Raw genomic sequence first — 22,942 nt, forward strand, 5'->3', positions numbered from 1 at the left:
ACTATGCAGTGTTTGTATTATCGGCACTCGGTGACCTATCGCCCAGGTCCTCGGGCGGAAACGTCAGCAGCAGCTCCCTGAGCAGGGACTCAAGCTGCGCGCGCTGCGCGTCAGACAAGCTGCAAAGCAGCGCATTTTGCGTTTGCGTATGCACGACCAGCGCCTGTTCGATACGCTCCTGCCCGTGCGGTGTCAGGCTTACGAGCGTGCTGCGCTTATCATCCGGATCGGCAATTCGCCTGATAAGCCCTTGCTGTTCGAGATGGCTGAGCCGGTTCGTCATCGCCCCTGAGGTGATCAGCAGCGATTTATACAGCTGCGTGGGGGAAAGGCAGTACGGCTCACCGGCGCGGCGCAGCGTGGCGAGCACGTCAAACTCGCCCTCGCGAAAGCCAAACGGCGCCATGGCCTGCGCCCGTTTTTTTCCCAGATGCTTCATCAGCCGGAGCATTCGGCCAAAAATTTTCATCGACGAGGCGTCCAGCTCCGGCATGGCACGGCTCCACTGGTCAACAACGAAGTCTACATGGTCTTTCATTTTCACCCCTGATGGCGTGGGTATTTATCCTGTTGTGCGGTACATCTTACGCAAAAACAGATTTTATCTTAACGTTAAGATAAATGCTCGCGGCAATTTGCCCGGGCCACTCACAACCGAAAAGGATCTCCTGTTGAAACGCACGTCGCCTTTACTCTTCGCCGTTATCGCTTTTATCGTCGGGCTGAACCTGCGCCCTATTCTGGCTTCTGTCGGACCGTTGTTTTCCGTGCTGCAGCGCGAAGCGGGGCTGACCGCTACGCAATTCAGCCTGCTGACCACCCTGCCGGTCGCGATGATGGGGCTGGCCGCCTTATGTGGGCCCTGGCTTTTAGCCAGAGTCGGCGCCGTACGGGGAATTATGTTCGGGCTCTTCATCCTGCTTGTGGCCTGCTTATTACGCGGTTTTAGCGCCTCACCGCAGAGTCTTATGGGCACCGCGTTACTGGGCGGGGCCAGCATAGGCACGATCCAGGCGTTAATGCCGGCCCTGATTAAAAAGGAATATACGCAGACGGCCAGCACGGTAATGTCGCTATTTAGTACGGGCATTATGGCCGGTGCGGCAGTCGCCGCCGCCAGCGCCGAGCCGTTGTTTTCATGGCTCACGCTGAAGCCCGCGCTGGCAATGGCTGGAGGGCTAGCGCTGCTGGCGCTGATACTGTGGTTAACCCTGGTTAAGCATCCTCAAGGGGAAAAAACAGCACGCGAAGACGTTACGCTCCCCTCCTCACGTACAGCCCTACTGTTGATCTTTTTCGGCGTAGGAACGGGAGCCTACACGCTGGTATTGGCCTGGCTGCCCCCGCTCTATATTCAGGCGGGATGGTCCGCACGCAGCAGCGGCTACATGCTGGCCTGGCTGACGTTAACCGAGGTTGTCGCAGGGTTTGCCGTCTCCGCGCTGATCGGTAAATTCCCCGACCGTCGCGTGCCGCTGATCGCCGTACTGTTGCTGCTGCTGGCGGGATTACTGTGTCTGGTCTTTTCGCCGGGTACAACGCCGGTGTTATCCACGCTGCTGCTTGGTACCGGGATCGGCGCCCTCTTCCCGCTGTCGCTCATCGTCACGTTCGATCATGCGCGAACGCCCGCGCAGGCCGGGAAGTTACTGTCTAAAGTTCAGGGAGGTGGATACATGCTCGCCGCGCTTATGCCGTTAATTGCGGGGATCGTTCGCGACAGTTCAGTCTCGCTGACCAGCGCATGGCTGATCATGAGTGCGGGAGTCGTGCTGCTGATCGTCATCGCGCTGAATTTTAAGCCCGTCGTGGACGTGCAGGCACGATGAATGCGATACCAGAATTGAGAGTCGTATTTCAGCCGGTCGTAAGATAAATTCAGGGTGAACTTCACCTTATTCAGGAGTGGATATGTCGCAGACCTTACCGGAAATTGATGTCTTATTTGTCGCCGGGTTCGGGCCCATTTCGCGGGATACGGAGTCCAGCACCGCGTTTTATGTCCAGACGCTCGGCCTTCCGCTGAAGCCGATGGAGGGGAATACCGATTATCTGCTCGCTGAAGAGGGCCAGCTGGAAGGCGTGAAGCATTTTGCCGTCTGGCCGCTCGCACAGGCGGCTACGTCCTGCTTTGGAGAAGAAATGTGGCCGGTTGAGCACCCGATACCGCAGGGATGGGTTGAGTACGAGGTGCAGGATCTCGACTCGGCCACCCGCGTTCTGAGTGAAAAAGGCTATCGGCTGCTGGTAGCTAACCGTATGGAACCGTGGGGGCAAACCGTCACTCGCCTGCTCAGCCCGGAAGGCTTGCTTACCGGACTGACGATTACGCCGTGGCTGCGGGGGTAAAGGGAATTAGTTTGTGACGCCGGTTACATACGCGTATACACAGTGAATAACGACGTATTATCCGCAGCCGACTGTTATTACGCACCAAGACAGTAATTATTTATATATCAGAGGCAGCCTCTTTCAGGCTGCCCAAAATTAAATATCGCTCCTTATGTCAAATAATAATAAATTACCAAAACTAGCAGTTGATTCTCATTTTTATGGCTTTTAAAATTTCCCCGCAACTCATTTATTAATTTTATTTAGGGAAATAAAAATGACAAGAAATATCGTTGCGGGAATGATGATGGCCGCGTTTTCAGGAGCAGTATATGCAGGATCAGCACCCTTCACACCGGATTTTTCACCGGAAAGTTTAACGGTTTCAGCCTCTGCCGGGATGCTAAGCGGAAAATCCCATGAAATGGTTTATGATGAAGTCACAGGAAGAAAAATTAGCCAACTGGACTGGAAAATAAAAAATGTCGCCATTCTTAAAGGCGATATTTCCTGGGATGCTTACTCCTTTTTGACATTAAACGCGCGAGGCTGGACGTCCATGGCATCAGGTTCAGGTCATATGGATGACTATGACTGGATGAACGCAAAACAATCCTCCTGGACAGACCATTCAAGCCATCCTGCCACGAACGTTAACTACGCCAATGAATACGATCTCAACCTAAAAGGGTGGATCTTCCAGGGCGATAATTATAAAGCGGGCGTAACCGCAGGTTATCAGGAAACGCGCTTCAGTTGGACCGCAACCGGTGGTACTTATAATTATGATAACGGCGCCTATCAGGGGAACTTCCCGGCAGGCGAACGCGGTATTGGTTATAGCCAGCGTTTTTCCATGCCCTACATCGGCCTTGCAGGGCAGTACCGTTTTAATGACTTTGAATTTAATGCCCTGTTCAAATTCAGTGACTGGGTCCGTGCACATGATAACGACGAACACTACATGCGCGATCTGACTTTCCGCGAGAAGACAACAGACTCCCGCTATTACGGTGCGTCTGTTGATGCCGGGTATTACGTCACTCCGCACGCCAAAGTTTTTGCTGAATTTACCTATAGCAGTTATGAAGAAGGTAAAGGCGGTACGCAGATTATTGATACCAATACTGGTGACTCAGGCTCTATTGGTGGGGATGCGGCAGGTATTTCTAACCATAACTATACCATTACAGCGGGTCTGCAATACCGCTTCTAATCCAGGCGAAACGCAGTCGAATGTAAAAATTGGCCACGCCCCTTACGGGCTTAAGGTCCCTCAGAAACATCATTATTCCATCATAATGATGTTTCTGTTGGAACACGCAGTCGAATGGGTTTTCGGCAGCGTCTAAAGGAGAAAGGTTGAATAGCCGGGACCTTACCTTTCCAGTGCCGCAAGAATTGCAGGGTCCATTTTCTCTGGCGTGGTCATCGGCGCAAAACGCTTGAGTGGTTTACCGTCGCGGCCGATCAGGAACTTAGTAAAGTTCCACTTGATCCGCCCACCCAGCACGCCGGGCAATTCGTTTTTCAGATAACGAAACAGCGGGTGCGCTGCGCTACCGTTAACCTCGACCTTCTCGAACATCGGGAAGCTCACGCCGTAGTTGATATAACAGGTTTTCGAGATTTCGTCGGCGCCGCCGGGTTCCTGTTTACCGAACTGGTTACAGGGGAAGCCCAGCACCACTAACCCTTGAGCAGCGTATTTCTTATACAGCGCTTCAAGGCCACCGTACTGTGGCGTGAAGCCGCACTGGCTGGCGGTATTAACGACCAAAACCACCTTTCCCGCATAGTCGGCCATAGAGATAAGCTGCCCGTCCAGACGGGTGGCGGTAAGTTGATAAAAGCGAGTCATACTGAAATCCTCAAAGCAGGCCGAAAAGTCGCGGTGACCATCAACCGGGCCGCCACCGTGTAGAAAGTTTACATTCAAGCAGGCTATTTGTGATACATTCCTGGCGCGTCAATGACCACCACACTCGCTATCAGGTATGCAGAACATAACAAAAAAAATTCACTGGCTTCTGCTTACTCTCCCACTCCTCAGCGGTTGTGGCACGCTCTCCCAAATGTCCTCCCCGGAAGGTACTCAGGAACTTCTCACTCATGATTCGCTGGATGGCGACATTGACAGCGTGGTACGTCACTACATGGCGCAAAAATCCGTTCCCGGGATGACGGTCGCGGTGATCCATAATCACGGCTCACCGCAGTTTTACACCTGGGGCGTAACCGATGCGGTCAATCGCTATCCGGTCAGGCCCGACACCCTGTTTGCGCTCGGCTCGCTCAGCAAAGGGATCACGGCGGAGGTGGTGGCTTGTCTGGTCAATGAAGGGCAACTGAACTGGAACGATAGCCTGGCGACATTGCTTCCCCCAGGGACGCCGCTTAGCGCGGATGCCCAAAAAATCACCCTGCTTGAACTGGTAACCCACACCTCCGGCCTGCCGCGTCAGAATATGGATGTTCCGATGCTCGGAAAATTCATCGGCTACTTAAGCACGGGCGATAATTTCTACGCTGAGCTGGATAGCGATAACGTGCTGCGCTACCTCGCCGACTGGCGAGCGCCAAAGAATAAAGCGCCGCAATACTCCAATACCGGCTACGCCCTGATCGGCTATATCCTGAAACACAAAACCGGGGAAGATATCCAGAGTTTAGCCTCGCGCTATATTTTCCATCCGCTACAAATGGCTAACAGCAGCTTTATTCCGCAGCAGCTAAAAGGATACCCGCATCGGGCGCTTGGCCACGCGGGCGATCAGCCGAAATTTATCCCGCGCGGGCAGCTCACCCCGGACTGGCAATTTTCCAATAACATGGTGGCGGCAGCGAGCTTATACAGTAACGCCGAAGATCTGGCATCCTATGCCCGCTATCACGTATCGACGACCCACAGCCCCTTGCTGGACAGCGTCTTTGCCGAAGTGAGAAATACCGATATTCAACGCCCCGACGGGGTTCAGGGTATTGCCTGGACCACCGACTTTATCGGGCTGGAAAAAATCACCTATCAGGTCGGCTATATCGGCGGTTACTCCAGCTTTATCGGCTATGACAAAGAAAAAGGCAATGCGGTGGTGGTGCTGCAAAATACCTTTAACTGGAGTAATTACATTGGCATCGCGCTATTGATGGATATGGCGAAAAAAGACGGTCAGAGCTCTACACCGCCGACTTCGGCCTTAAATTCTCATCAAACGTCAGCCGTTTCCGTTCAGGCTCAACCTCGCGCAGCGGCTCCACCTGGTGCATAGTGAGCTTGCAGCGCTCCACCAGCACCTGATACTCCCGCGTGCCCTGCTGCTTCCATGCCAGCTCCTGCTCGCTCAGCGCGCGAATCGCTTTGGCCGGGCTGCCGATGATCAAATGGTTGGCGGGCATCTCCGCTTTCGCCTTCACGAACGCCGCCGCGCCGACGATGCTGTTTTCACCGATGACCGCGCCGTCCATCACCACCGCGTTCATGCCCACCAGCGCGTTGCGGCGGATCACGCAGCCGTGGAGAATGGCGCTGTGGCCGATATGCCCGTCCTCTTCCACCACCGTGTCCTGCTCCGGGAAGCCGTGCATCACGCAGTTATCCTGAATGTTGGCACCGTCTTTCACCACGATACGGCCAAAATCGCCGCGCAGGCTGGCGTTAGGACCAACATAAACGCCTTTGCCCAGAATCACGTCCCCAATCAGCACCGCCGTCGGGTGAACATAGCTCTCGTCAGGCACGACCGGCGTCAGACCGTCAATTTGATAAACTGGCATCTTCACTCCTTATGCGCTTGTAAGACCACCAAAGCGTTGATAGTAGAGCGTGCCGGGCACGGGCAGTTCGCCCACGGAGGTTTCGCCCTTCTCGCTGACAAACGCCAGCGCCCCCGGCGCGACACGCTGATAGATATTAATGCAGAGCTGTCGGGCGCTTTGCCCCGCCCAGTGCGCGGGCAGCAACTCTTCCGGCAGCAGCGGGTCTTTCAGCACCACGCGACGATAAAAATGAATCAGCAGCAGTTGGATCTGGAAACAGCGTTCCGGCGTCAGCTCCTCCGGCGCGGCCTCTTTCAGCAGCGGCAGCAGCGGGCGGAACGAATTGATAAACGACTCGTACATCGCATTTTGCTCGGTTAACTGCCAGCACTCTTCCACCCGCGAACGCAGCGCGGCGCGGGAGAGCGCCAGCGGCGAATGGGCTTCAAAGAAAATCACGTTTTCCGCCACCCCGGCATCGTGAAGCAGGGACTGCACGTCCGCCAGATGCTGCGACGGCGAGGCCATCAGGCTCGGTGCCAGCGTGCCAAACCCCTGCCAGATCAGCTGTTTTTTGACGTCGGCAAGGGTGGTTTTATCCAGCCCTTCTGAGAGCAGCAATAACCATTTGCCATCCCAGGCGGGCAGTTCCGCGCGGTAGATCTTATTCTCCGCACGGCGCGTCAGGCGCAGCCCCTTATCGCTCAGGCGGTAAAAGCTGCGACGCCCGATGCGGGAAACGTCCAGCCAGCCCTCTTTGTTGAGGCGAAACAGCGCGGTGCGCACGAAGCGCTCGCCAAACCCCATGCCTTCCAGCAGGGCGGCCAGGCTGCCGAGCCAAATCTCACCGCCGCGATGGGAAAGCGCGTCACCGTATAGCGAGGAGATAAGCGAGGTACCGCTGACGGGAACGGAGCTGACCGCGTGCTGGATGAAGGCGTCGAGTTTATTCATGTGATTCATTCTGTTGTTATTTTTGTCATGGATGAATCATAGCATACGATTCTGGGGTTTCCCCCTCACCCTAACCCTGACCCTCTCCCCAGAGGGGAGAGGGGAAAAAGCCGCACCGAGCAGTCCCTTCTCCCCTCTGGGGAGAAGGTTAGGATGAGGGGTAAGGTGTTTTAGCCGTTGGCCGCAACTTTACGTAAATCAAACACCCGGCAGGCTTTCCCCTCGGAGCGCGGAATGCTGCCGCAGTTCACAATCGTCACGTCGGTGGAAATCCCCACCATCGACTTAATGCGGTGGCGCAGCTGGTGGCACACCTGACAGCGCTGCTCGTGCGTCAGGGTTAAGCTGCTCTCTTTCAGCTCCACCTTCACGGAAAGTGAATCAAGATGCCCGCGACGGTTTACCTCCAGCTGGTAGTGCGGAGAAAGGTGTTCGAACTTCACGATCTCCTCTTCAAGCTGCGACGGGAAGACGTTTACGCCGCGGATGATCAGCATATCGTCACTGCGGCCGCTGATCCGGTCCATACGACGCATGCTGCGCGCGGTTGCCGGGAGCAGGCGCGTCAGGTCGCGGGTGCGGTAGCGGATCACCGGCAGCGCCTCTTTGGTCAGCGTGGTGAACAGCAGTTCGCCCTGCTGACCGTCATCCAGCGGCGTGCCGTCGTTCGGGTTGACGATCTCCGGGTAGAAGTGATCTTCCCAGATGGTTGGGCCGTCGACGGTTTCGATACACTCCATCGCCACGCCCGGCCCCATCACCTCGGAGAGGCCATAGATATCCAGCGCCGTAATGCCTAAGCGTTTTTCAATTTCGCGCCGCATGGCCTGCGTCCACGGCTCGGCGCCGAAGACGCCCACGCGCAGGGAACAGCCGCTGGCATCGCCGCCCATCTGGCGCTCCAGCTCTTCAATCAGGTTGAGGCAGTAGGACGGCGTTACCATGATCATGTCCGGCTGGAAATCGCGGATCAGCTGCGCCTGTTTCTCCGTCTGACCGCCGGACATCGGGATCACCGTCGCGCCTAAACGCTCGGCGCCGTAGTGCGCGCCCAGCCCACCGGTAAACAGGCCATAGCCATACGCCACGTGAATTTTGTCCTTCGCGCTGCCGCCCGCCGCGCGCAGGGAGCGGGCCACCAGATTGGCCCAGTTGTCGATGTCGCCCTGCGTGTAGCCGACAACGGTCGGTTTGCCGGTGGTGCCGGATGAGGCGTGAATGCGCACCACCTGCTCCATCGGCACGGCAAAGGTATCGAACGGATAGTTATCCCGCAGGTCCTGCTTGGTGGTGCACGGGAATTTGCGGATATCCGCCAGCTCTTTGAAATCGTCAGGGTGAACGCCCGCGGCGTCAAACTTGCGTTTGTACATCGGCACGTTGTTGTAGGCGTGATGCAGCGTCCATTTCAGACGCTCGGTCTGCAGCGCCTGTAACTCGTCAAGGGAGGCCGTTTCAATCGGATCAAGCTTTGTTGTATTTGTCATTGTAGGGTACTCACATTGTTTTTATGCTCAAACACGCTCAAGGATCATGGCAATGCCCTGACCCACACCGATGCACATCGTACACAGCGCGTAGCGCCCGCCGCGTCGGTGCAGTTCGTTGCTCGCGGCCAGCGCCAGTCTGGCACCGCTCATTCCCAGCGGGTGGCCCAGCGCAATCGCGCCACCGTTCGGGTTGACGTGCGCGGCATCATCCGGCAGGCCCAGCTGACGCAGCACGCCCAGCGCCTGCGAGGCGAAAGCTTCGTTAAGCTCGATCACGTCCATATCGTTAATACTGAGTCCGGCTCGCTCCAGCACCTTACGGGTGGCGGGTACCGGGCCAAGCCCCATCAGACGAGGCTCCACGCCTGCCGTCGCCATCGCCACGATCCGCGTGCGCGGGACTAACCCCTGCGCCAGCGCCATCTTCTCGCTGGCGACGATCAGCGCCGCAGCGCCGTCGTTGACGCCGGAGGCATTTCCCGCCGTAACCACCCCGTTTTTACGGAACGGCGTTTTCAGACCGGCAAGCTGCTCAAGCGTAGTGTCCGCGCGCGGGTGTTCATCCACGCTGAACTCAGCGACCGCCCCTTTTTTGCCCGGCACCAGCACCGGCACAATCTCCTGCGCCAGAATGCCGTTCTGCTGCGCCTGCGCGGTACGCTGCTGGCTGCGCAGCGCGAACGCGTCCTGATCGGCACGGCTGATATTTAACAATTCAGCTACATTCTCTGCCGTTTCCGGCATACTGTCAGTTCCGAATTGCTGATGCATGAGCGGATTCACAAATCGCCAGCCGATGGTGGTATCAAAGATCTCCGCCTGACGCTGAAACGCGGCGGTGGCTTTGCCCATCACAAACGGCGCGCGGGACATCGACTCCACGCCGCCCGCGATCAGCAGGTCGCCATCGCCCGCCTTAATGGCGCGCGCCGCAAAACCAATCGCGTCCAGCCCCGACCCGCACAGGCGGTTAATGGTGGTTCCGGACACCGTCTGCGGCAGCCCGGCGAGCAGGGACGACATGCGCGCGACGTTGCGGTTATCTTCCCCCGCCTGGTTGGCGCAGCCGAAGATCACATCATCGATCCGCTCGAGGTCGAGCTGCGGATAGCGGGCCAGCAGCGCGCGCAGCGGCACGGCACCGAGATCGTCGGTTCGGACTGCGGCAAGCGCGCCGCCGTAGCGCCCCACCGGGGTTCGAACGCCATCACAAATAAATGCGTCACGCATCTGCCTCTCCTGTCACGCTGCCGCCGATGCGGTGAGATTTTCCGCGAAAAAGGGCGACGGTTTTCTGTTGTTGGTTCTGGATTTCAATGTCGTACACGCCGGTCAGCTTGCCCTGATGCATCACCCGCGCGGTGGCGGTGAGCGTGTCCCCGGCAAAGCCCGGACGCAGAAAATCAATCGAGCAGCCAGAGGCTACCGCCGCCAGCCCCTGGCTGTTGCAGGCGTAGGCAAAGGCGGTGTCCGCCAGCGAAAAAAGCTGTCCGCCGTGGCAGGTTTTGTGGCCGTTAAGCATCTGCGGGGTGATGGTCATGGTCACCACCGCGTAGCCTTCATCCATGTCGACAATGTCCATCCCCATCGCCTGCGCGCAGGCGTCCCGTTCGTACATCGCGCGGGCGTTATGCCAGGCGTTATGACTCATAGCTACTCTCCAGAAGCGCGCGCTGGCGCAGCAGTGAACAGGGGCGATAGCGCTCTTCGCCGTAATGACGCTGCAGGTTCTCCAGCAGCGTCAGCAGCCGCTGCCAGCCCAGACGCTCGCCCCAGGCGATCGGCCCGCTCGGGTAGTTCACGCCGAGGCGCATGGCGGTATCAATGTCCTTCTCGCTGGCGACCCCTTTTTGCAGGGCATCCAGCGCTTCGTTGGCAATCATCGCCAGCGTGCGCCAGACCAGCAGGCCGGGATAATCGGCAATTTGCACCACCCGGTTACCCTGCTGCTGCAGGTAGCGGATGACCTTTTGCGTCGCGGTGTGCGGGTTGCTGGCGGCCGCTGCAATCACCGCCACATCGCGCTCAATGCGGTCCACTACCACCACCGCGCCGTTGAGCCGCAGCGCCAGAGCCTGTGCGGTTTCCCCCTGCGTTTCAATCAGATATACATCATCAACTTCGGTGACGCCGTCACGTCTCTTTTCCACGCGCATCGGGCTGTAGCTGTCGTTCACGGCTGGCACCCACCGCACCTCGGGTTTGTCACCCTGCCAGTCGTAGACGCCCTTCCCGCTCTTTTTGCCCAGCCTTCCTGCCAGCACCAGCTCCTGCTGCACCAGCGAAGGCAGAAAACGACGCTCCTGCCAGAAGGCGTTAAATACCGAGCAGGTGACCGCGAAATTCACGTCCTGACCAATCATGTCGGTCAGCTCCAGCGGCCCCATCGGGAAACCGCCGCCTTCGCGCAGGGCGGCATCAATCACCTCCGGCGGCGCGACCTGCTCTTCCAGCGCGCGCCAGGCTTCGGAATAGAACGGACGGGCGACGCGGTTAACGATGAACCCCGGCGTTGACTGGCAGCGAACGGGCTGTTTGCCCCAGTTCAGCGCCAGCTCGCACAGCGCGTCTGCCACTTCCGGAGAGGTCGCCAGCCCGCTGACCACCTCCACCAGCTTCATGACCGGCGCCGGGTTAAAGAAATGCAGCCCTGCGACCCGCTCCGGGTGGTGGATGTCCGCCGCAATCGCCGTGACGGAGATGGAAGAGGTATTGCTGGTCAGCACCGTCTGTGGCGGGCAGATCTCAGCCAGCCGTGCAAACAGCGCCTTTTTCACCTCCAGACGCTCGGAGGCCGCTTCAATGACCAGATCGGCCGCGGAGAGCGCCTCGATATCCGTGACCGGAACCAGCCGGGCGAGGATCTGGCTCCCGGCATCGGCGGAGAGTTTTCCGCGCGTCACCCGGGAGGCCAGACGCTGGCGGATCCCGTCGATGGCGCGCGATATCGCATCGCTGGAGATGTCGTAGATCAGAACCTGATGACCGTGGCTGGCGGCGACTTCGGCAATGCCTGCGCCCATCGTGCCGCTGCCAATCACGGCGACAGTGCGTATGTTCAGCATCTTATTTCCCCGTAAAGTTCGGCGCGCGCTTCGCCAGGAAGGCGCTGACGCCCTCGCGGTAATCGTCGCTGCGTCCGGCAAGACGCTGATAGTCGCGCTCCAGATCGAGCTGGGCGTCCAGGGTGTTGGTTTCCGCGGCATTGATGGCCTGCTTGATCAGACCCAGCCCGAAGGTCGGCTGAGAGGCAAAATGCAGCGCCATCTGCTGCGCCGTAGCGGAGAGCTGTTCGTCATCCACCACCTGCCAGATCATTCCCCAGGCCTGCGCCTGTTCGGCGCTGAGCTTGTCGCCGAGCAGCGCCAGCCCCATGGCGCGGGCGCGTCCGGCCACGCGCGGCAGCAGCCAGGTGCCGCCGCAGTCCGGCACCAGGCCGAGCTTGCTGAAGGCCATCACAAAGTTGGCCGAACGGGCGGCAATGACCATGTCACACCCCAGCGCCAGCGTGGCCCCCGCGCCGGCCGCCACGCCGTTAACGGCACAAATGACCGGTTTCGGCAGCTTTGCCAGGCGGCGCACCAGCGGGTTATAGAAGGTTTCAACGGACATCCCCAGATCCGGCACCGGGCCGCTGGGGTCGACGTTGCGGTCGTTCAGATCCTGACCGGCACAAAAGCCGCGTCCTGCCCCGGTGATCAGCAGACAGCGAACGGTGTCATCGCGCTCGGCCTGTTTCAGGCACTCGGCAAGCTGCTGGTGCATCACGTCGTTAAAGCTGTTCAGACGCTCCGGACGGTTCAGCGTAATGGTCATTACGCCCTGCTCAACATGACTGAGAATAAATTCCACAATTAGCGTCCTTTAAAGTCGGGGGTGCGTTTTTGTAAGAAGGCGTCGATGCCTTCCCGGCGGTCTTCGGTGGCAGAAAGCAGCGTAAACAGCTGGCGCTCCTGCGCGAGCCCGGCCTGGAGCGGCACCTCCTGAGACTGGCGCAGCGCCTGTTTCGCCGCCTGCAGCGCCAGCGGAGAGTGGCGCGCCATCAGCGCCGCCTGCTTCAGGGCATACTCCAGCGTCAGCGCTGCCGGGAAAACATCGCTGACCAACCCCGCGCTCAGCGCCTGCTGCGCGGAAATACTCTCGCCGGTCAGCACCATCTTGCTGGCAAGGGATTTACCGACGCTGCGGATCAGACGCTGGGTGCCGCCCGCGCCGGGCATAATGCCCAGCGTGATTTCCGGCAGACCAAAGCGGGCGTTATCGCCAGCAATGACCACGTCGCACAGCAGCGCCAGCTCGCAGCCCGCGCCCAGCGCGAAGCCGTTCACGGCGGCGATCAGCGGTTTGGTAAACGCGTTAATGCGCGCCCACAGCTGCGGGCGGATATCGTTCAGGGTGGCGGGCAGGTCTTTCTCCGCCATTTCGTTGAGATCGGCCCCGGCGGCAAAGCAGCGCTCGCTGCCGTAAATCACGCAGACGGCAATGTCGGCATCCACGGCGGCGGCCTCAAGCTGCTCAGCAAGCTCCGCCAACAGCGCATTGTTGAGGGCGTTTAGTGCCGCCGGACGGTTGAGCGTCAGCTGCAGCACGCGGCCATGGCGGGTAACAATCAGTTCGCTCATGCCATCCCCTTCGCGTCGAAGTCGACAATCACGTCGGCGGTTAACGGCAGCGACTGGCAGCTCAGCACATACCCGGCGGCCAGCTCGTCCGGCTCCAGGCTGTAGTTGGTCGCCATGTCCACCTTCCCGCGCAGCACTTTGCATTTACAGGTGGCGCACACGCCGCCCTTGCAGGCATACGGGAGATCCGCCCCCTGACGCAGGGCGGCATCCAGGATGCTTTCGTCGTCCGCCGTCAGGGTGATTTCACGGTCGCGCCCGTCCTGGCGGACGGTCACTTTCTGCCCTTCCGCCTGTACGTGCACCGCGCGTTTAACGGAGATCCCCGGGGTGTTAAAGCGCTCAAGGTGAATCGCTTTGTCCGGCATCCCCAGCGCCTTCAGCGCGGCTTCGGCGTCGTCCATCATCGCCGACGGGCCGCAGATAAACGCCTCGTCGTACTGGCGGAAGTTGATCAGGGTTTTCGCCAGCGCCTGCAGCTTTTCCCCGTTGATGCGGCCAAAGAGCAGATCGCTGTCCAGCCGCTCCTGGCTGAAGATGGAGACCAGCTGCAGCCGCTGCGGGTATTTGTCCTTCAGGTCCGCCAGCGCCCGGCGGAACATCATGCTCTGGCTGCTGCGGTTGCCGTAGATCAGGGTGAAATGGCTGTTCGGTTCGGTCGCAAACGTAGCGGAGATAATCGCCAGCATCGGGGTGATCCCGGAGCCTGCCGCAATCGACAGATAGTGGCCTTCACGTTCTGCCTGAGGCTGGTAGCCAAACTGCCCCTGGGGAACCATCACCTCCAGGGCCATACCCGCTTTGATCTCATCGCGGGCATAGCGGGAAAAGCGGCCGCCGTCGATGGCTTTGACCGCCACGCTGATCTCGCCAGGGGCGGTACTCCGGCAGATGGAGTAGCAGCGGCGCAGCTCGTCCCCGTCAAGCTTCGTTTTTAACGTCAGGTGCTGGCCGGGGCGGAAGCGGTAGGCGTCCTGCAGCGCCTGCGGCACCGCGAACGTGATGGTCACCGCGTCGCGGGTTTCGGGTTCCACTTTTGCCACTGTTAATGAATGAAACGTTGTCATGGCAGCCTCAAATACATTTGAAATAGTCGAAGGGCTCGCGGCAGGTATTGCAGCGGTAGAGCGCTTTGCAGGCCGTCGAACCAAATTCACTGATAAGCGAGGTGTCGGTGCTGGCGCAGCGCGGGCAGCTCACCTCCAAAGGTGCGTGCGCGTGACAGCTATGCCCCACGGGCGGACTGATGCCGTACGCCCGCAGGCGCTCGCGCGCGTCGGCGGTCATCCAGTCCGTGGTCCAGGCGGGTTCCAGCTGGAGCACAATGTGCACCGGGGTAAAGCCGCGTTTGGTCATCGCGTCGCGGATTGCCCCCAGCAGGTGTTCCGTTGCCGGACAGCCCGAGTAGGTGGGCGTGAAGCCAATGACCCAGCCTTCCCCCTGCGCCTTCACGCTGCGCACCATGCCTAAATCGGTGATGGTTAATACCGGCACTTCCGGATCGGGGATCTGGCTTAACAGCGCCCAGATCTGCGGAATTTGCGCAGGCGCGATGTCGACGAGGCGTTGCATAGCGTTCTCCTTTACCACTGCTGACCGGGATAGGCGCGCTGGAGATACTGCATTTCCGCCAGCATCGGGCCCAGATGTTCGGTATGCAGCCCCCTCTTGCCCCCGGTGCGATACGCCACCTCTGCGGGCACCGTCAGATTGGCGTCCTTGAGACCGGCAAATACTTCGCTTTCCCACGGCTGGCGCAGGACGCGCGGGTCAACCGCCACGCCGGCATCAATCAGCGCCAGCTCGACCTCATCGGCTTCAAACAGCTCCGCCGTAAAACGCCACAGGCCGTCGATGGCCTGCTGCATCTTTTGCGCGGACGTTTCGGTCCCGTCGCCCAAACGCACCAGCCAGCCGCGGCTGAAGCGCAGGTGGTAGCGCGCCTCTTTAATTGCTTTGGCGGCGATGGCGGCAAGCTGGCCGTCGCTGCTGTGGGTCAGGCGTTCGTACAGCGCCACGTTCCAGGCATCCATCAGGTACTGGCGGGCAATCGTGTCGGCGAAGCTGCCGTTCGGCTGCTCCACCAGCAGGACGTTGCGGAACTGACGCTCGTCGCGGCCAAAGGCCAGCGTGTCTTCATCGCCCTGGCCTTCCCGCTCCGCGGCATAGGTCAGGAAGTTGCGCGCCTGGCCCAGCAGGTCGAGACCGATATTGGCGAGCGCGAGGTCAATTTCCAGCTCCGGCGCGTGGCCGCACCAGGCGCCCAGACGCTGGGAGAGCACCAGACCGTTGTCGCCCAGACGCAGGGCATAGGCAGTCACTGAATTCATTCTTTGCCTCACATATGCTCGATGCCGTCGGGGATGGTGTAAAACGTCGGATGGCGGTAAACCTTGCTTTCCGCCGGGTCGAAGAACTCACCGCTCTCTTCCGGCTGGGAGGCGACAATCTCGCTCGCCTTAACCACCCAGATAGAACACCCTTCGCTGCGGCGGGTGTAGGCGTCGCGCGCATTTTCCAGCGCCATGCGATCGTCGGCGGCATGCAGACTGCCCACGTGACGGTGGGATAACCCCTGTTTGCTGCGTACGAACACTTCGTACAGCGGCCAGTAGACATTGCTCATCGTGATTCCTCTTAAGCCACTTTGCGGGCGTGTTGTTTTTCCGCGTGCGCCAGTGCGGCTTCCCGCACCCACGCCCCTTCGTCCCAGGCTTTGCGTTTGGCGGCCAGGCGTTCGTGGTTGCAGATGCCGCGCCCGTTAATGACCTCGTCAAACTCCTGCCAGTCGATCTCGCCGAAGCGGTAATGGCCGCTCTCTTCATCCAAATGCAGATCGGGATCCGGCACCGTCATGCCCAGCATTTCCACCTGCGGGACGGTGTTGTCCACAAAGCGCTGGCGAAGTTCGTCATTGCCGAAACGTTTGATTTTCCAGGCCAGGCTGCGGGCGCTGTTCGGCGAGTTGTCGTCGTTCGGCCCGAACATCATCAGCGCAGGCCACCAGAAGCGGTTGATGGCGTCCTGCAGCATCTGGCGCTGGGCCTCGCTGCCCTGCGCTAGCGCCATGCAGGCCTCAAAGCCCTGGCGCTGGTGGAAACTCTCTTCTTTACAGATTTTCACCATCGCGCGGGCATACGGACCGTAGGAAGTCCGGCACAGCGCCACCTGGTTGACGATAGCGGCGCCGTCCACCAGCCAGCCGATCACGCCGATATCGGCCCAGCTCAGGGTCGGATAGTTGAAGATGGAGGAGTATTTCATCCTGCCGTCGAGCATCTTCTGGTAGATGTCTTCCCGCGCGCAGCCCAGCGTTTCCGCCGCGCTGTAGAGGTAGAGCCCGTGCCCGGCTTCGTCCTGCACTTTCGCCAGCAGGATCGCTTTTCGGCGCAGCGTCGGAGCGCGGGCGATCCAGTTCCCCTCCGGCAGCATGCCGACAATTTCGGAGTGCGCATGCTGGCCAATCTGGCGGATCAACGTCTTACGGTAGGCGTCAGGCATCCAGTCCTGAGGCTCAATCGCCGTCTCCTGCGCTATGCGCTGCTCAAACCGTTGTTCTTGCGTCACGTCATCACCTTTATGATTCGTTAGTTTGCAAATTAAAGCGTAATGTTGAATCACTTTGTTTTTTAAAAGTTACACAAAGGTTAAATACAACCCCAAGAATTGTTTCCTGGTTTTGTGATGTTGCTCGCAAGGCTTTTACTTCACGCCCTCTGAGCAGTCGCTTTGCGCGCTGCAATTCATCAGACCGGATCACAATGTTAACAATTCATTAAAACTCAGCTTGATTTTTATGATTCATGATTAAACTATTAATGAGTAAATTACGTAACATTTGGAGATAAGCGATGCAGCAGTTAGCCAGCTTCGTGTCCGGTACCTGGCAGTCTGGCCGGGGCCGCGAACGCACTATTCATCACGCCATCAGTGGCGAAGCGCTGTGGAGCGTGACCAGCGAAGGGCTGGACATGACGGCCGCCCGTCGCTATGCGATTGAGCGCGGCGGCGAAGCGCTTCACGAGATGACCTTTATCGAACGTGCGGCCATGCTGAAGGCGGTGGCAAAGCACCTGCTTAGCGAGAAAGAGACGTTTTATGCCCTGTCAGCCCAGACGGGCGCGACGAAGGCGGACAGCTGGGTGGATATTGAAGGCGGCATCGGCACCCTCTTCACTTACGCCAGCCTGGGCAGCCGCGAGCTGCCGGATGACACGCTGTGGCCGGAAGATGAGTTAATCCCGCTGTCGAAAGAAGGCGGCTTTGCGGCGCGCCACGTCCTGACCTCCAAATCCGGGGTGGCGGTGCACATCAACGCCTTTAACTTCCCCTGCTGGGGGATGCTGGAAAAGCTGGCGCCGACCTGGCTTGCCGGGATGCCCGCCATCATTAAACCCGCTACCGCTACCGCACAGGTGACGCAGGCGATGGTGAAATCCATCGTGGACAGCGGACTGGTGCCGGACGGCGCCATCAGCCTGATCTGCGGCGGTGCGGGCGATCTGCTCGACCAGCTCGACAGCCAGGACGTGGTGACCTTTACCGGCTCCGCCAGTACAGGGCAAAGCCTGCGCGTGCACCCGAATATTGTGGCAAATTCGATTCCGTTCACCATGGAAGCCGACTCTCTGAACTGCTGCGTGCTGGGGGAAGACGTCACGCCGGAACAGCCGGAATTTGCCCTGTTCGTCCGGGAAGTAGTCCGCGAGATGACCGCTAAGGCCGGGCAAAAATGTACGGCCATTCGCCGCATTATCGTCCCGCAAAACCAGATTGACGCCGTGAGCCAGGCGCTAATTGCCCGCCTGGAAAAGGTGGTGGTAGGCGACCCGGCGCAGGAAGGAGTGAAGATGGGCGCGCTGGTCAACGCCGAACAGCGCGCGGACGTTCAGGAGAAAGTGGAGCAGCTGATCGCCGCAGGCTGCCAGATCCGTCTGGGCGGCAAAGCGGATTTGCAGGCCGCGGGCGCGTTCTTCCCGCCGACCCTGCTGTTCTGCCCGCAGCCGGATGAAACCCCGGCCGTCCACGCGACCGAAGCCTTCGGCCCGGTTGCGACGCTGATGCCGTATCGCAATGCACGCCACGCGATGCAGCTTGCCCGCGCGGGCGGCGGCAGCCTGGCGGGCACGCTGGTCACCGCAGACCTGGCCATTGCCCGCCAGTTTATTGCCGGTGCGGCGCGCGCCCACGGGCGAATTCAGATCCTTAACGAGGAATCATCAAAAGAGTCTACCGGCCACGGCTCCCCGCTTCCTCAGCTGGTGCACGGCGGCCCGGGCCGCGCGGGCGGCGGCGAAGAGCTGGGCGGCCTGCGCGCGGTGAAGCACTACCTGCAGCGCACCGCGATTCAGGGCAGTCCGACGATGCTGGCGGCCATTGGCAAACAGTGGGTGCGTGGCGCAACGGTGCAGGAAGATCGCGTGCATCCGTTCCGCAAATACTTTGAGGAGCTACAGCCGGGCGACAGCCTGCTGACGCCGCGCCGCACCCTCACGGAAGCAGACATTGTGAACTTTGCCTGCCTGAGCGGCGACCACTTCTATGCTCATATGGACAAGATCGGCGCGGCAGAGTCGATCTTTGGCGAGCGCGTGGTGCACGGCTACTTCCTGATCTCCGCCGCAGCGGGACTGTTTGTTGATGCGGGCGTCGGGCCAGTCATTGCCAACTACGGCATGGAAAATCTGCGCTTTATCGAACCGGTCAAGCCGGGCGATACCATACAGGTGCGTCTGACCTGCAAGCGTAAAACGCTGAAGAAGCAGCGCACCGCCGAGGAAAAACCGACCGGCGTGGTGGAATGGGCGGTTGAGATCTTCAACCAGCACCAGCAGGCCGTGGCGCTCTACTCCATTCTGACGCTGGTGGCGCGCCAGCAGGGTGATTTCTGACACCTTCCCTTCACCGCCTTTCCTGCCGGGTGGCGCGATGCTTACCCGGCCTACGATGACCAGCCGGGGTGTGACACCGCCCCGCTCTTTTTTTAACCTGGCAAGACTGACAAATAACCTGGCAGATGCAGGCAAACGCTTTTCTCATGGGCCTGTCAGGATAAGGCTGTCACAACACAATAAACCCTAAATAATTCGAGTTGCAGGAAGGCGGCAAGGGAACGAATCCCCGGGAGCGTACATAAGTACGTGACTGGGGTGAGTGAGTGCAGCCAACGCACCTGCAACTTGAAGTATGACGGGTATAAACACAACAAGATGAGGTCTACGATGGGAAGCAATTCTTCTTTTTCTGCCCGTAGAACGGCGCTGGCCATGGCCGTTGCGCTGTGTTGCGCCTGGCAATCCCCTGTTTTCGCCCACGGCAGCGAGGCGCATATGGTCCCGATGGACAAAACGCTGCAGGACTTTGGCGCGGACGTTCAGTGGGATGATTACGCACAGATGTTCACCATTGCGAAAGACGGTGCCTTTGTGAAGGTCAAACCGGGCGCAAAAACCGCCATCGTCAACGGTAAAACCCTCAAGCTCGAGGTGCCGGTGGTGATGAAAGGCAAGAAAGCCTTTATTTCCGATACCTTCATCAACGATGTTTTCCAGTCCGGCCTTGACCAGACCTTCCAGGTTGAAAAACGCCCTCACCCGTTAAATGCGCTAACGGCGGACGAAATTAAGCAGGCCGTAGAGATTGTGAAAGCCTCTGCGGATTTTAAGCCGAATACCCGCTTTACCCAGATTGCCCTTGCAGAGCCTGAGAAAGCCAAAGTGTGGGACTTTGTGCTCAACGGTACGGCTGTGGATGCCCCTCGCCAGGCGAAGATTGTCATGCTCGATGGAAAGCACGTTATCGAAAGCGTGGTGGACCTGAAGGATAAAAAAATCCTGCGCTGGGAACCGGTGAAAGACGCGCACGGCATGGTGCTGCTGGATGATTTCACCGCGGTGCAGCAGATTATCAACGAGAGCACCGAGTTCGCCGAGGTGCTTAAAAAACACGGCATCACCGACCCGAAAAAAGTGATTACCACGCCGCTGACCGTGGGCTATTTCGACGGTAAAGACGGCCTGAAGCAGGAAGATCGCCTGCTGAAGGTGGTGAGCTATCTGGATGTCGGCGACGGCAACTACTGGGCGCACCCGATTGAGAACCTGGTCGCGGTTGTCGATCTTGAGCAGAAGAAAATTCAGAAGATCGAAGAAGGCCCGGTCATCCCGGTTCCGCTCACCCCACGCCCGTATGACGGCCGCGACCGGGTAGAAACGGCGAAGAAACCCCTGGAGATCGTCGAGCCGGAAGGCAAGAACTACACCATCACCGGGGATATGGTGCACTGGCAGAACTGGGATTTCCACCTGAGCCTGGACTCCCGCGTCGGCCCGATGATTTCAACCGTCACGTATAACGACAACGGCAAAAAGCGCCAGATTATGTATCAGGGGTCGCTCGGCGGCATGATCGTCCCTTACGGCGATCCGGACGTGGGCTGGTACTTTAAAGCCTATCTCGACTCCGGCGACTACGGCATGGGCACCCTGACCTCGCCGCTGGTGCGCGGTAAAGACGTGCCGTCCAACGCCGTGATGCTCAATGAAACCATCCCGGATTACACCGGCGCGCCGATGGAGATCCCGCGCGCGATCGCCATTTTCGAACGCTACGCAGGGCCGGAGTACAAACATCAGGAGATGGGCCAGCCAAACGTCAGCACCGAGCGCCGCGAGCTGGTGGTGCGCTGGGTGAGTACCGTGGGCAACTACGATTACATCTTCGACTGGGTGTTCCATGAAAATGGCACCATCGGCATTGATGCCGGCGCGACGGGTATCGAAGCGGTGAAAGGCGTTCAGGCGAAAACCATGCACGACGCCACCGCGAAAGACGACACCAAATACGGCACGCTGATCGACCATAACATCGTGGGCACCACCCACCAGCACATCTACAACTTCCGTCTTGATATGGACGTGGACGGCATCAACAACAAGCTGGTGGCCATGGATCCGGAAGTGAAGCCGAATACCGCCGGTGGCCCGCGCACCAGCACCATGCAGATCAATCAGTACGACATTGATACCGAGCAGCAGGCGGCGCAGAAATTCGACCCGGGCACCATTCGGCTGCTGAGCAACACCCGCAAAGAGAACCGCATGGGCAACCCGGTCTCGTACCAGATAATCCCTTACGCGGGCGGTACGCACCCGGTGGCAACCGGCGCGAAATTTGCCCCGGACGAGTGGATCTATCATCGACTCAGCTTTATGGACAAACAGCTGTGGGTGACCCGCTACCACCCGGATGAACTCTATCCGGAAGGCAAATTCCCGAACCGCTCCATCCACGATACGGGTCTGGGGCAGTACAGCAAAGATAACGAGTCGCTGAACGACCAGGATGACGTGGTCTGGATGACCACCGGCACCACCCACGTCGCCCGCGCGGAGGAGTGGCCGATCATGCCGACGGAATGGGTGCATACCCTGCTTAAACCGTGGAACTTCTTCGACGAGACGCCAACGCTCGGGAAAAAGAAAGACGAACAAAAATAAATAACGCACCGGGCGCAATGCCCGGTTTTTCATCTATTTACTTGCTGAATACCTCTCCCCGATTATAGTTATTTCTACCTCGTTTATTTCCCTTGCATTTCTTGAACCACTTTCAGCCTCAGGAAATTATCAAAGGGGAACAAGGCAATGTTATCTGGGATCCACAGCAGTATTCGTTTATTAAAGAAGGCGATAAAGCGCCGGACTCCGTTAATCCCAGCTTATGGCGTCAATCTCAGCTGATTAATATTAGCGGCCTGTTTGAAGTGACCGACGGCGTATATCAGATCCGAAATCTTGATCTGTCAAATATGACCATCATTGAAGGGAAAGAAGGTATTACCGTGGTTGACCCGCTGGTGTCGGCAGAAACGGCGAAGGTCGGGATGGATCTCTATTTTAAAGCAACGTGATGAGCCGCCGCGCCAGCTATATGTTTGGCAACCTGCTGAAGCCAGATGCCAAAGGCCAGGTGGGTGCCGGTCTTGGGACCACCACCTCAAGCTCCCGGATTCACTGGCGCATACCTGGGCTAACCGCGGCTATTACGGTTCGGTGAGCCATGACGTGAAAGCCACCTATGTGCTGTATCTGGGCTGGTTTGACGGCAACCCGGCGACGCTGGATGAACCGCCGCCTGAAGAAGCCGCGAAGAAATTCGTTGAGTATATGGGCGGCGCGGATGCCATCCTGAACAAGGCGAAAACCGACTTCGACCAGGGGAACTACCGCTGGGTGGCGCAGGTGGTCAGCAAAGTGGTCTTTGCCGATCCCAACAACCAGGCGGCACGTAACCTGGAAGCGGATGCGCTGGAACAGCTTGGCTATCAGGCTGAGTCTGGCCCGTGGCGTAACTTCTACCTGACCGGTGCGCAAGAGTTGCGTAACGGCGTGGTGAAAGGTCCAACGCCGAATACCGCAAGCCCGGATACGGTACGCGCGATGACGCCAGAGATGTTCTTCGACTATCTGGCTGTTCATATCAACGGTCAGAAAGCCGGTGAAGCTAAATCGGTGTTTAACATTGATTTAGGCAGCGATGGCGGGAAGTACAAACTCGAGCTGGAAAACTGCGTGCTGAACCACACGGCGAACGCTGAAGCAAAAGAGGCTGACGCTTAACCGTGACACCCTGAATAAAATCATTCTCAAGGAGGTTACGCTGAAACAGGCCCAGGACAGCGGAAATATTAAAATTACTGGCGACAGCGCGAAACTTGATGCCATGCTTAGCTATATGGACAAGTTTGATTTCTGGTTTAACATTGTGACACCGTAACGGTACGCGCAA

The 22,942-nt window shown here is 58.8% G+C and carries 21 protein-coding genes and 1 pseudogene; 7 read left to right on the top strand and 15 right to left on the bottom strand.

What is annotated here, in order from left to right; genetic code table 11:
* Position 1: 1 nt before the first annotated feature.
* Positions 2–538, bottom strand: a complete 537-nt coding sequence (locus tag AB8846_RS15935; RefSeq protein WP_370733132.1) for a MarR family winged helix-turn-helix transcriptional regulator — start codon at positions 536–538, stop codon at positions 2–4.
* 133 nt (positions 539–671) lie between these two features.
* On the opposite strand from AB8846_RS15935, the gene AB8846_RS15940 reads away from it, so the two are divergent.
* The 3 genes from AB8846_RS15940 (at position 672) to AB8846_RS15950 (ending at position 3,547) form a co-directional block, all read left to right on the top strand.
* Entirely contained in the window at positions 672–1,829 is a 1,158-nt protein-coding gene (locus AB8846_RS15940) for an MFS transporter (RefSeq protein ID WP_370733133.1), read from the top strand.
* An 82-nt stretch (positions 1,830–1,911) separates the two neighbouring features.
* Positions 1,912–2,349, top strand: coding sequence for a VOC family protein (locus AB8846_RS15945; RefSeq protein ID WP_063145631.1), 438 nt, complete (start codon positions 1,912–1,914; stop codon positions 2,347–2,349).
* A 259-nt stretch (positions 2,350–2,608) separates the two neighbouring features.
* Positions 2,609–3,547: an omptin family outer membrane protease gene (locus AB8846_RS15950; protein ID WP_370733134.1), complete on the top strand. Its 939-nt coding sequence runs from the start codon at positions 2,609–2,611 to the stop codon at positions 3,545–3,547.
* A 162-nt stretch (positions 3,548–3,709) separates the two neighbouring features.
* On the opposite strand, the gene AB8846_RS15955 is transcribed toward AB8846_RS15950, so the two are convergent.
* Positions 3,710–4,192, bottom strand: a complete 483-nt coding sequence (locus tag AB8846_RS15955) for a glutathione peroxidase (RefSeq protein WP_370733135.1) — start codon at positions 4,190–4,192, stop codon at positions 3,710–3,712.
* Positions 4,193–4,328: 136 nt separating this feature from the next.
* Between AB8846_RS15955 and AB8846_RS15960 the strand changes: the two genes are divergently transcribed.
* A complete protein-coding gene (locus AB8846_RS15960) occupies positions 4,329–5,600 on the top strand; it encodes a serine hydrolase domain-containing protein (RefSeq protein ID WP_370733136.1) in 1,272 nt (423 codons plus the stop codon).
* On the opposite strand, the gene paaY is transcribed toward AB8846_RS15960, so the two are convergent.
* The 13 genes from paaY to paaA form a co-directional block, all read right to left on the bottom strand.
* A complete protein-coding gene (gene paaY / locus AB8846_RS15965; RefSeq protein ID WP_032651188.1) occupies positions 5,509–6,105 on the bottom strand; it encodes a phenylacetic acid degradation protein PaaY in 597 nt (198 codons plus the stop codon). The two genes, AB8846_RS15960 and paaY, sit on opposite strands and share 92 nt — an antisense overlap.
* Positions 6,106–6,114: 9 nt before the next feature.
* Entirely contained in the window at positions 6,115–7,050 is a 936-nt protein-coding gene (gene paaX / locus AB8846_RS15970) for a phenylacetic acid degradation operon negative regulatory protein PaaX (protein ID WP_021241337.1), read from the bottom strand.
* A 161-nt stretch (positions 7,051–7,211) separates the two neighbouring features.
* A complete protein-coding gene (gene paaK / locus AB8846_RS15975; RefSeq protein ID WP_047647866.1) occupies positions 7,212–8,528 on the bottom strand; it encodes a phenylacetate--CoA ligase PaaK in 1,317 nt (438 codons plus the stop codon).
* Positions 8,529–8,555: 27 nt separating this feature from the next.
* Positions 8,556–9,761, bottom strand: a complete 1,206-nt coding sequence (gene pcaF / locus AB8846_RS15980) for a 3-oxoadipyl-CoA thiolase (RefSeq protein ID WP_331412385.1) — start codon at positions 9,759–9,761, stop codon at positions 8,556–8,558.
* Entirely contained in the window at positions 9,754–10,182 is a 429-nt protein-coding gene (paaI, locus tag AB8846_RS15985) for a hydroxyphenylacetyl-CoA thioesterase PaaI (RefSeq protein ID WP_045399003.1), read from the bottom strand. Before paaI ends, pcaF begins: the two co-directional genes overlap by 8 nt.
* Positions 10,172–11,596: a 3-hydroxyacyl-CoA dehydrogenase PaaH gene (gene paaH, locus AB8846_RS15990; protein WP_370733137.1), complete on the bottom strand. Its 1,425-nt coding sequence runs from the start codon at positions 11,594–11,596 to the stop codon at positions 10,172–10,174. The genes paaI and paaH overlap by 11 nt, the downstream gene beginning before the upstream one ends.
* Before the next feature lies 1 nt (position 11,597).
* Positions 11,598–12,386 (bottom strand): 2-(1,2-epoxy-1,2-dihydrophenyl)acetyl-CoA isomerase PaaG, encoded by a 789-nt coding sequence (gene paaG, locus AB8846_RS15995; protein WP_370733177.1) that lies wholly within the window; start codon positions 12,384–12,386, stop codon positions 11,598–11,600.
* Positions 12,386–13,153, bottom strand: a complete 768-nt coding sequence (gene paaF / locus AB8846_RS16000; RefSeq protein ID WP_370733138.1) for a 2,3-dehydroadipyl-CoA hydratase PaaF — start codon at positions 13,151–13,153, stop codon at positions 12,386–12,388. The genes paaG and paaF overlap by 1 nt, the downstream gene beginning before the upstream one ends.
* Positions 13,150–14,220, bottom strand: a complete 1,071-nt coding sequence (gene paaE / locus AB8846_RS16005) for a 1,2-phenylacetyl-CoA epoxidase subunit PaaE (protein WP_370733139.1) — start codon at positions 14,218–14,220, stop codon at positions 13,150–13,152. The genes paaF and paaE overlap by 4 nt, the downstream gene beginning before the upstream one ends.
* A gap of 7 nt (positions 14,221–14,227) precedes the next feature.
* Positions 14,228–14,725 (bottom strand): 1,2-phenylacetyl-CoA epoxidase subunit PaaD, encoded by a 498-nt coding sequence (gene paaD / locus AB8846_RS16010; protein WP_370733140.1) that lies wholly within the window; start codon positions 14,723–14,725, stop codon positions 14,228–14,230.
* An 11-nt stretch (positions 14,726–14,736) separates the two neighbouring features.
* Positions 14,737–15,483: a 1,2-phenylacetyl-CoA epoxidase subunit PaaC gene (gene paaC, locus AB8846_RS16015; protein WP_370733141.1), complete on the bottom strand. Its 747-nt coding sequence runs from the start codon at positions 15,481–15,483 to the stop codon at positions 14,737–14,739.
* A gap of 8 nt (positions 15,484–15,491) precedes the next feature.
* The gene (paaB, locus tag AB8846_RS16020) at positions 15,492–15,779 is read right to left on the bottom strand and encodes a 1,2-phenylacetyl-CoA epoxidase subunit PaaB (RefSeq protein ID WP_003857353.1); all 288 of its coding nucleotides are present in this window, start codon (positions 15,777–15,779) and stop codon (positions 15,492–15,494) included.
* Positions 15,780–15,790: 11 nt separating this feature from the next.
* The gene (gene paaA / locus AB8846_RS16025; RefSeq protein WP_370733142.1) at positions 15,791–16,720 is read right to left on the bottom strand and encodes a 1,2-phenylacetyl-CoA epoxidase subunit PaaA; all 930 of its coding nucleotides are present in this window, start codon (positions 16,718–16,720) and stop codon (positions 15,791–15,793) included.
* Positions 16,721–17,004: 284 nt separating this feature from the next.
* Between paaA and paaZ the strand changes: the two genes are divergently transcribed.
* From paaZ to AB8846_RS16040, 3 genes and pseudogenes are all read left to right on the top strand, one after another.
* Complete coding sequence (gene paaZ / locus AB8846_RS16030; RefSeq protein WP_370733143.1) at positions 17,005–19,044, top strand: phenylacetic acid degradation bifunctional protein PaaZ; 2,040 nt, start codon at positions 17,005–17,007, stop codon at positions 19,042–19,044.
* Positions 19,045–19,374: 330 nt separating this feature from the next.
* Positions 19,375–21,651, top strand: a complete 2,277-nt coding sequence (gene tynA, locus AB8846_RS16035) for a primary-amine oxidase (protein ID WP_331412391.1) — start codon at positions 19,375–19,377, stop codon at positions 21,649–21,651.
* A 92-nt stretch (positions 21,652–21,743) separates the two neighbouring features.
* Positions 21,744–22,930 (top strand): annotated as a pseudogene (locus AB8846_RS16040) (alkyl/aryl-sulfatase).
* Positions 22,931–22,942: the final 12 nt, after the last annotated feature.

The sequence above is a fragment of the Enterobacter sp. KB-221C9 genome, assembly GCF_041320715.1.
Lineage (GTDB): Bacteria > Pseudomonadota > Gammaproteobacteria > Enterobacterales > Enterobacteriaceae > Enterobacter > Enterobacter asburiae_D.

Coding starts and splice junctions, on each gene's coding strand:
- paaD (WP_370733140.1), bottom strand. CDS start 14,725: ATGCAACGCCTCGTCGACATCGCGCCTGCGCAAATTCCGCAGATCTGG.
- paaC (WP_370733141.1), bottom strand. CDS start 15,483: ATGAATTCAGTGACTGCCTATGCCCTGCGTCTGGGCGACAACGGTCTG.
- paaI (WP_045399003.1), bottom strand. CDS start 10,182: ATGAGTCATAACGCCTGGCATAACGCCCGCGCGATGTACGAACGGGAC.
- AB8846_RS15950 (WP_370733134.1), top strand. CDS start 2,609: ATGACAAGAAATATCGTTGCGGGAATGATGATGGCCGCGTTTTCAGGA.
- paaZ (WP_370733143.1), top strand. CDS start 17,005: ATGCAGCAGTTAGCCAGCTTCGTGTCCGGTACCTGGCAGTCTGGCCGG.
- tynA (WP_331412391.1), top strand. CDS start 19,375: ATGGGAAGCAATTCTTCTTTTTCTGCCCGTAGAACGGCGCTGGCCATG.
- AB8846_RS15955 (WP_370733135.1), bottom strand. CDS start 4,192: ATGACTCGCTTTTATCAACTTACCGCCACCCGTCTGGACGGGCAGCTT.
- paaX (WP_021241337.1), bottom strand. CDS start 7,050: ATGAATCACATGAATAAACTCGACGCCTTCATCCAGCACGCGGTCAGC.
- paaF (WP_370733138.1), bottom strand. CDS start 13,153: ATGAGCGAACTGATTGTTACCCGCCATGGCCGCGTGCTGCAGCTGACG.
- paaK (WP_047647866.1), bottom strand. CDS start 8,528: ATGACAAATACAACAAAGCTTGATCCGATTGAAACGGCCTCCCTTGAC.
- AB8846_RS15935 (WP_370733132.1), bottom strand. CDS start 538: ATGAAAGACCATGTAGACTTCGTTGTTGACCAGTGGAGCCGTGCCATG.
- paaB (WP_003857353.1), bottom strand. CDS start 15,779: ATGAGCAATGTCTACTGGCCGCTGTACGAAGTGTTCGTACGCAGCAAA.
- paaE (WP_370733139.1), bottom strand. CDS start 14,220: ATGACAACGTTTCATTCATTAACAGTGGCAAAAGTGGAACCCGAAACC.
- AB8846_RS15960 (WP_370733136.1), top strand. CDS start 4,329: ATGCAGAACATAACAAAAAAAATTCACTGGCTTCTGCTTACTCTCCCA.
- AB8846_RS15945 (WP_063145631.1), top strand. CDS start 1,912: ATGTCGCAGACCTTACCGGAAATTGATGTCTTATTTGTCGCCGGGTTC.
- paaH (WP_370733137.1), bottom strand. CDS start 11,596: ATGCTGAACATACGCACTGTCGCCGTGATTGGCAGCGGCACGATGGGC.
- pcaF (WP_331412385.1), bottom strand. CDS start 9,761: ATGCGTGACGCATTTATTTGTGATGGCGTTCGAACCCCGGTGGGGCGC.
- paaY (WP_032651188.1), bottom strand. CDS start 6,105: ATGCCAGTTTATCAAATTGACGGTCTGACGCCGGTCGTGCCTGACGAG.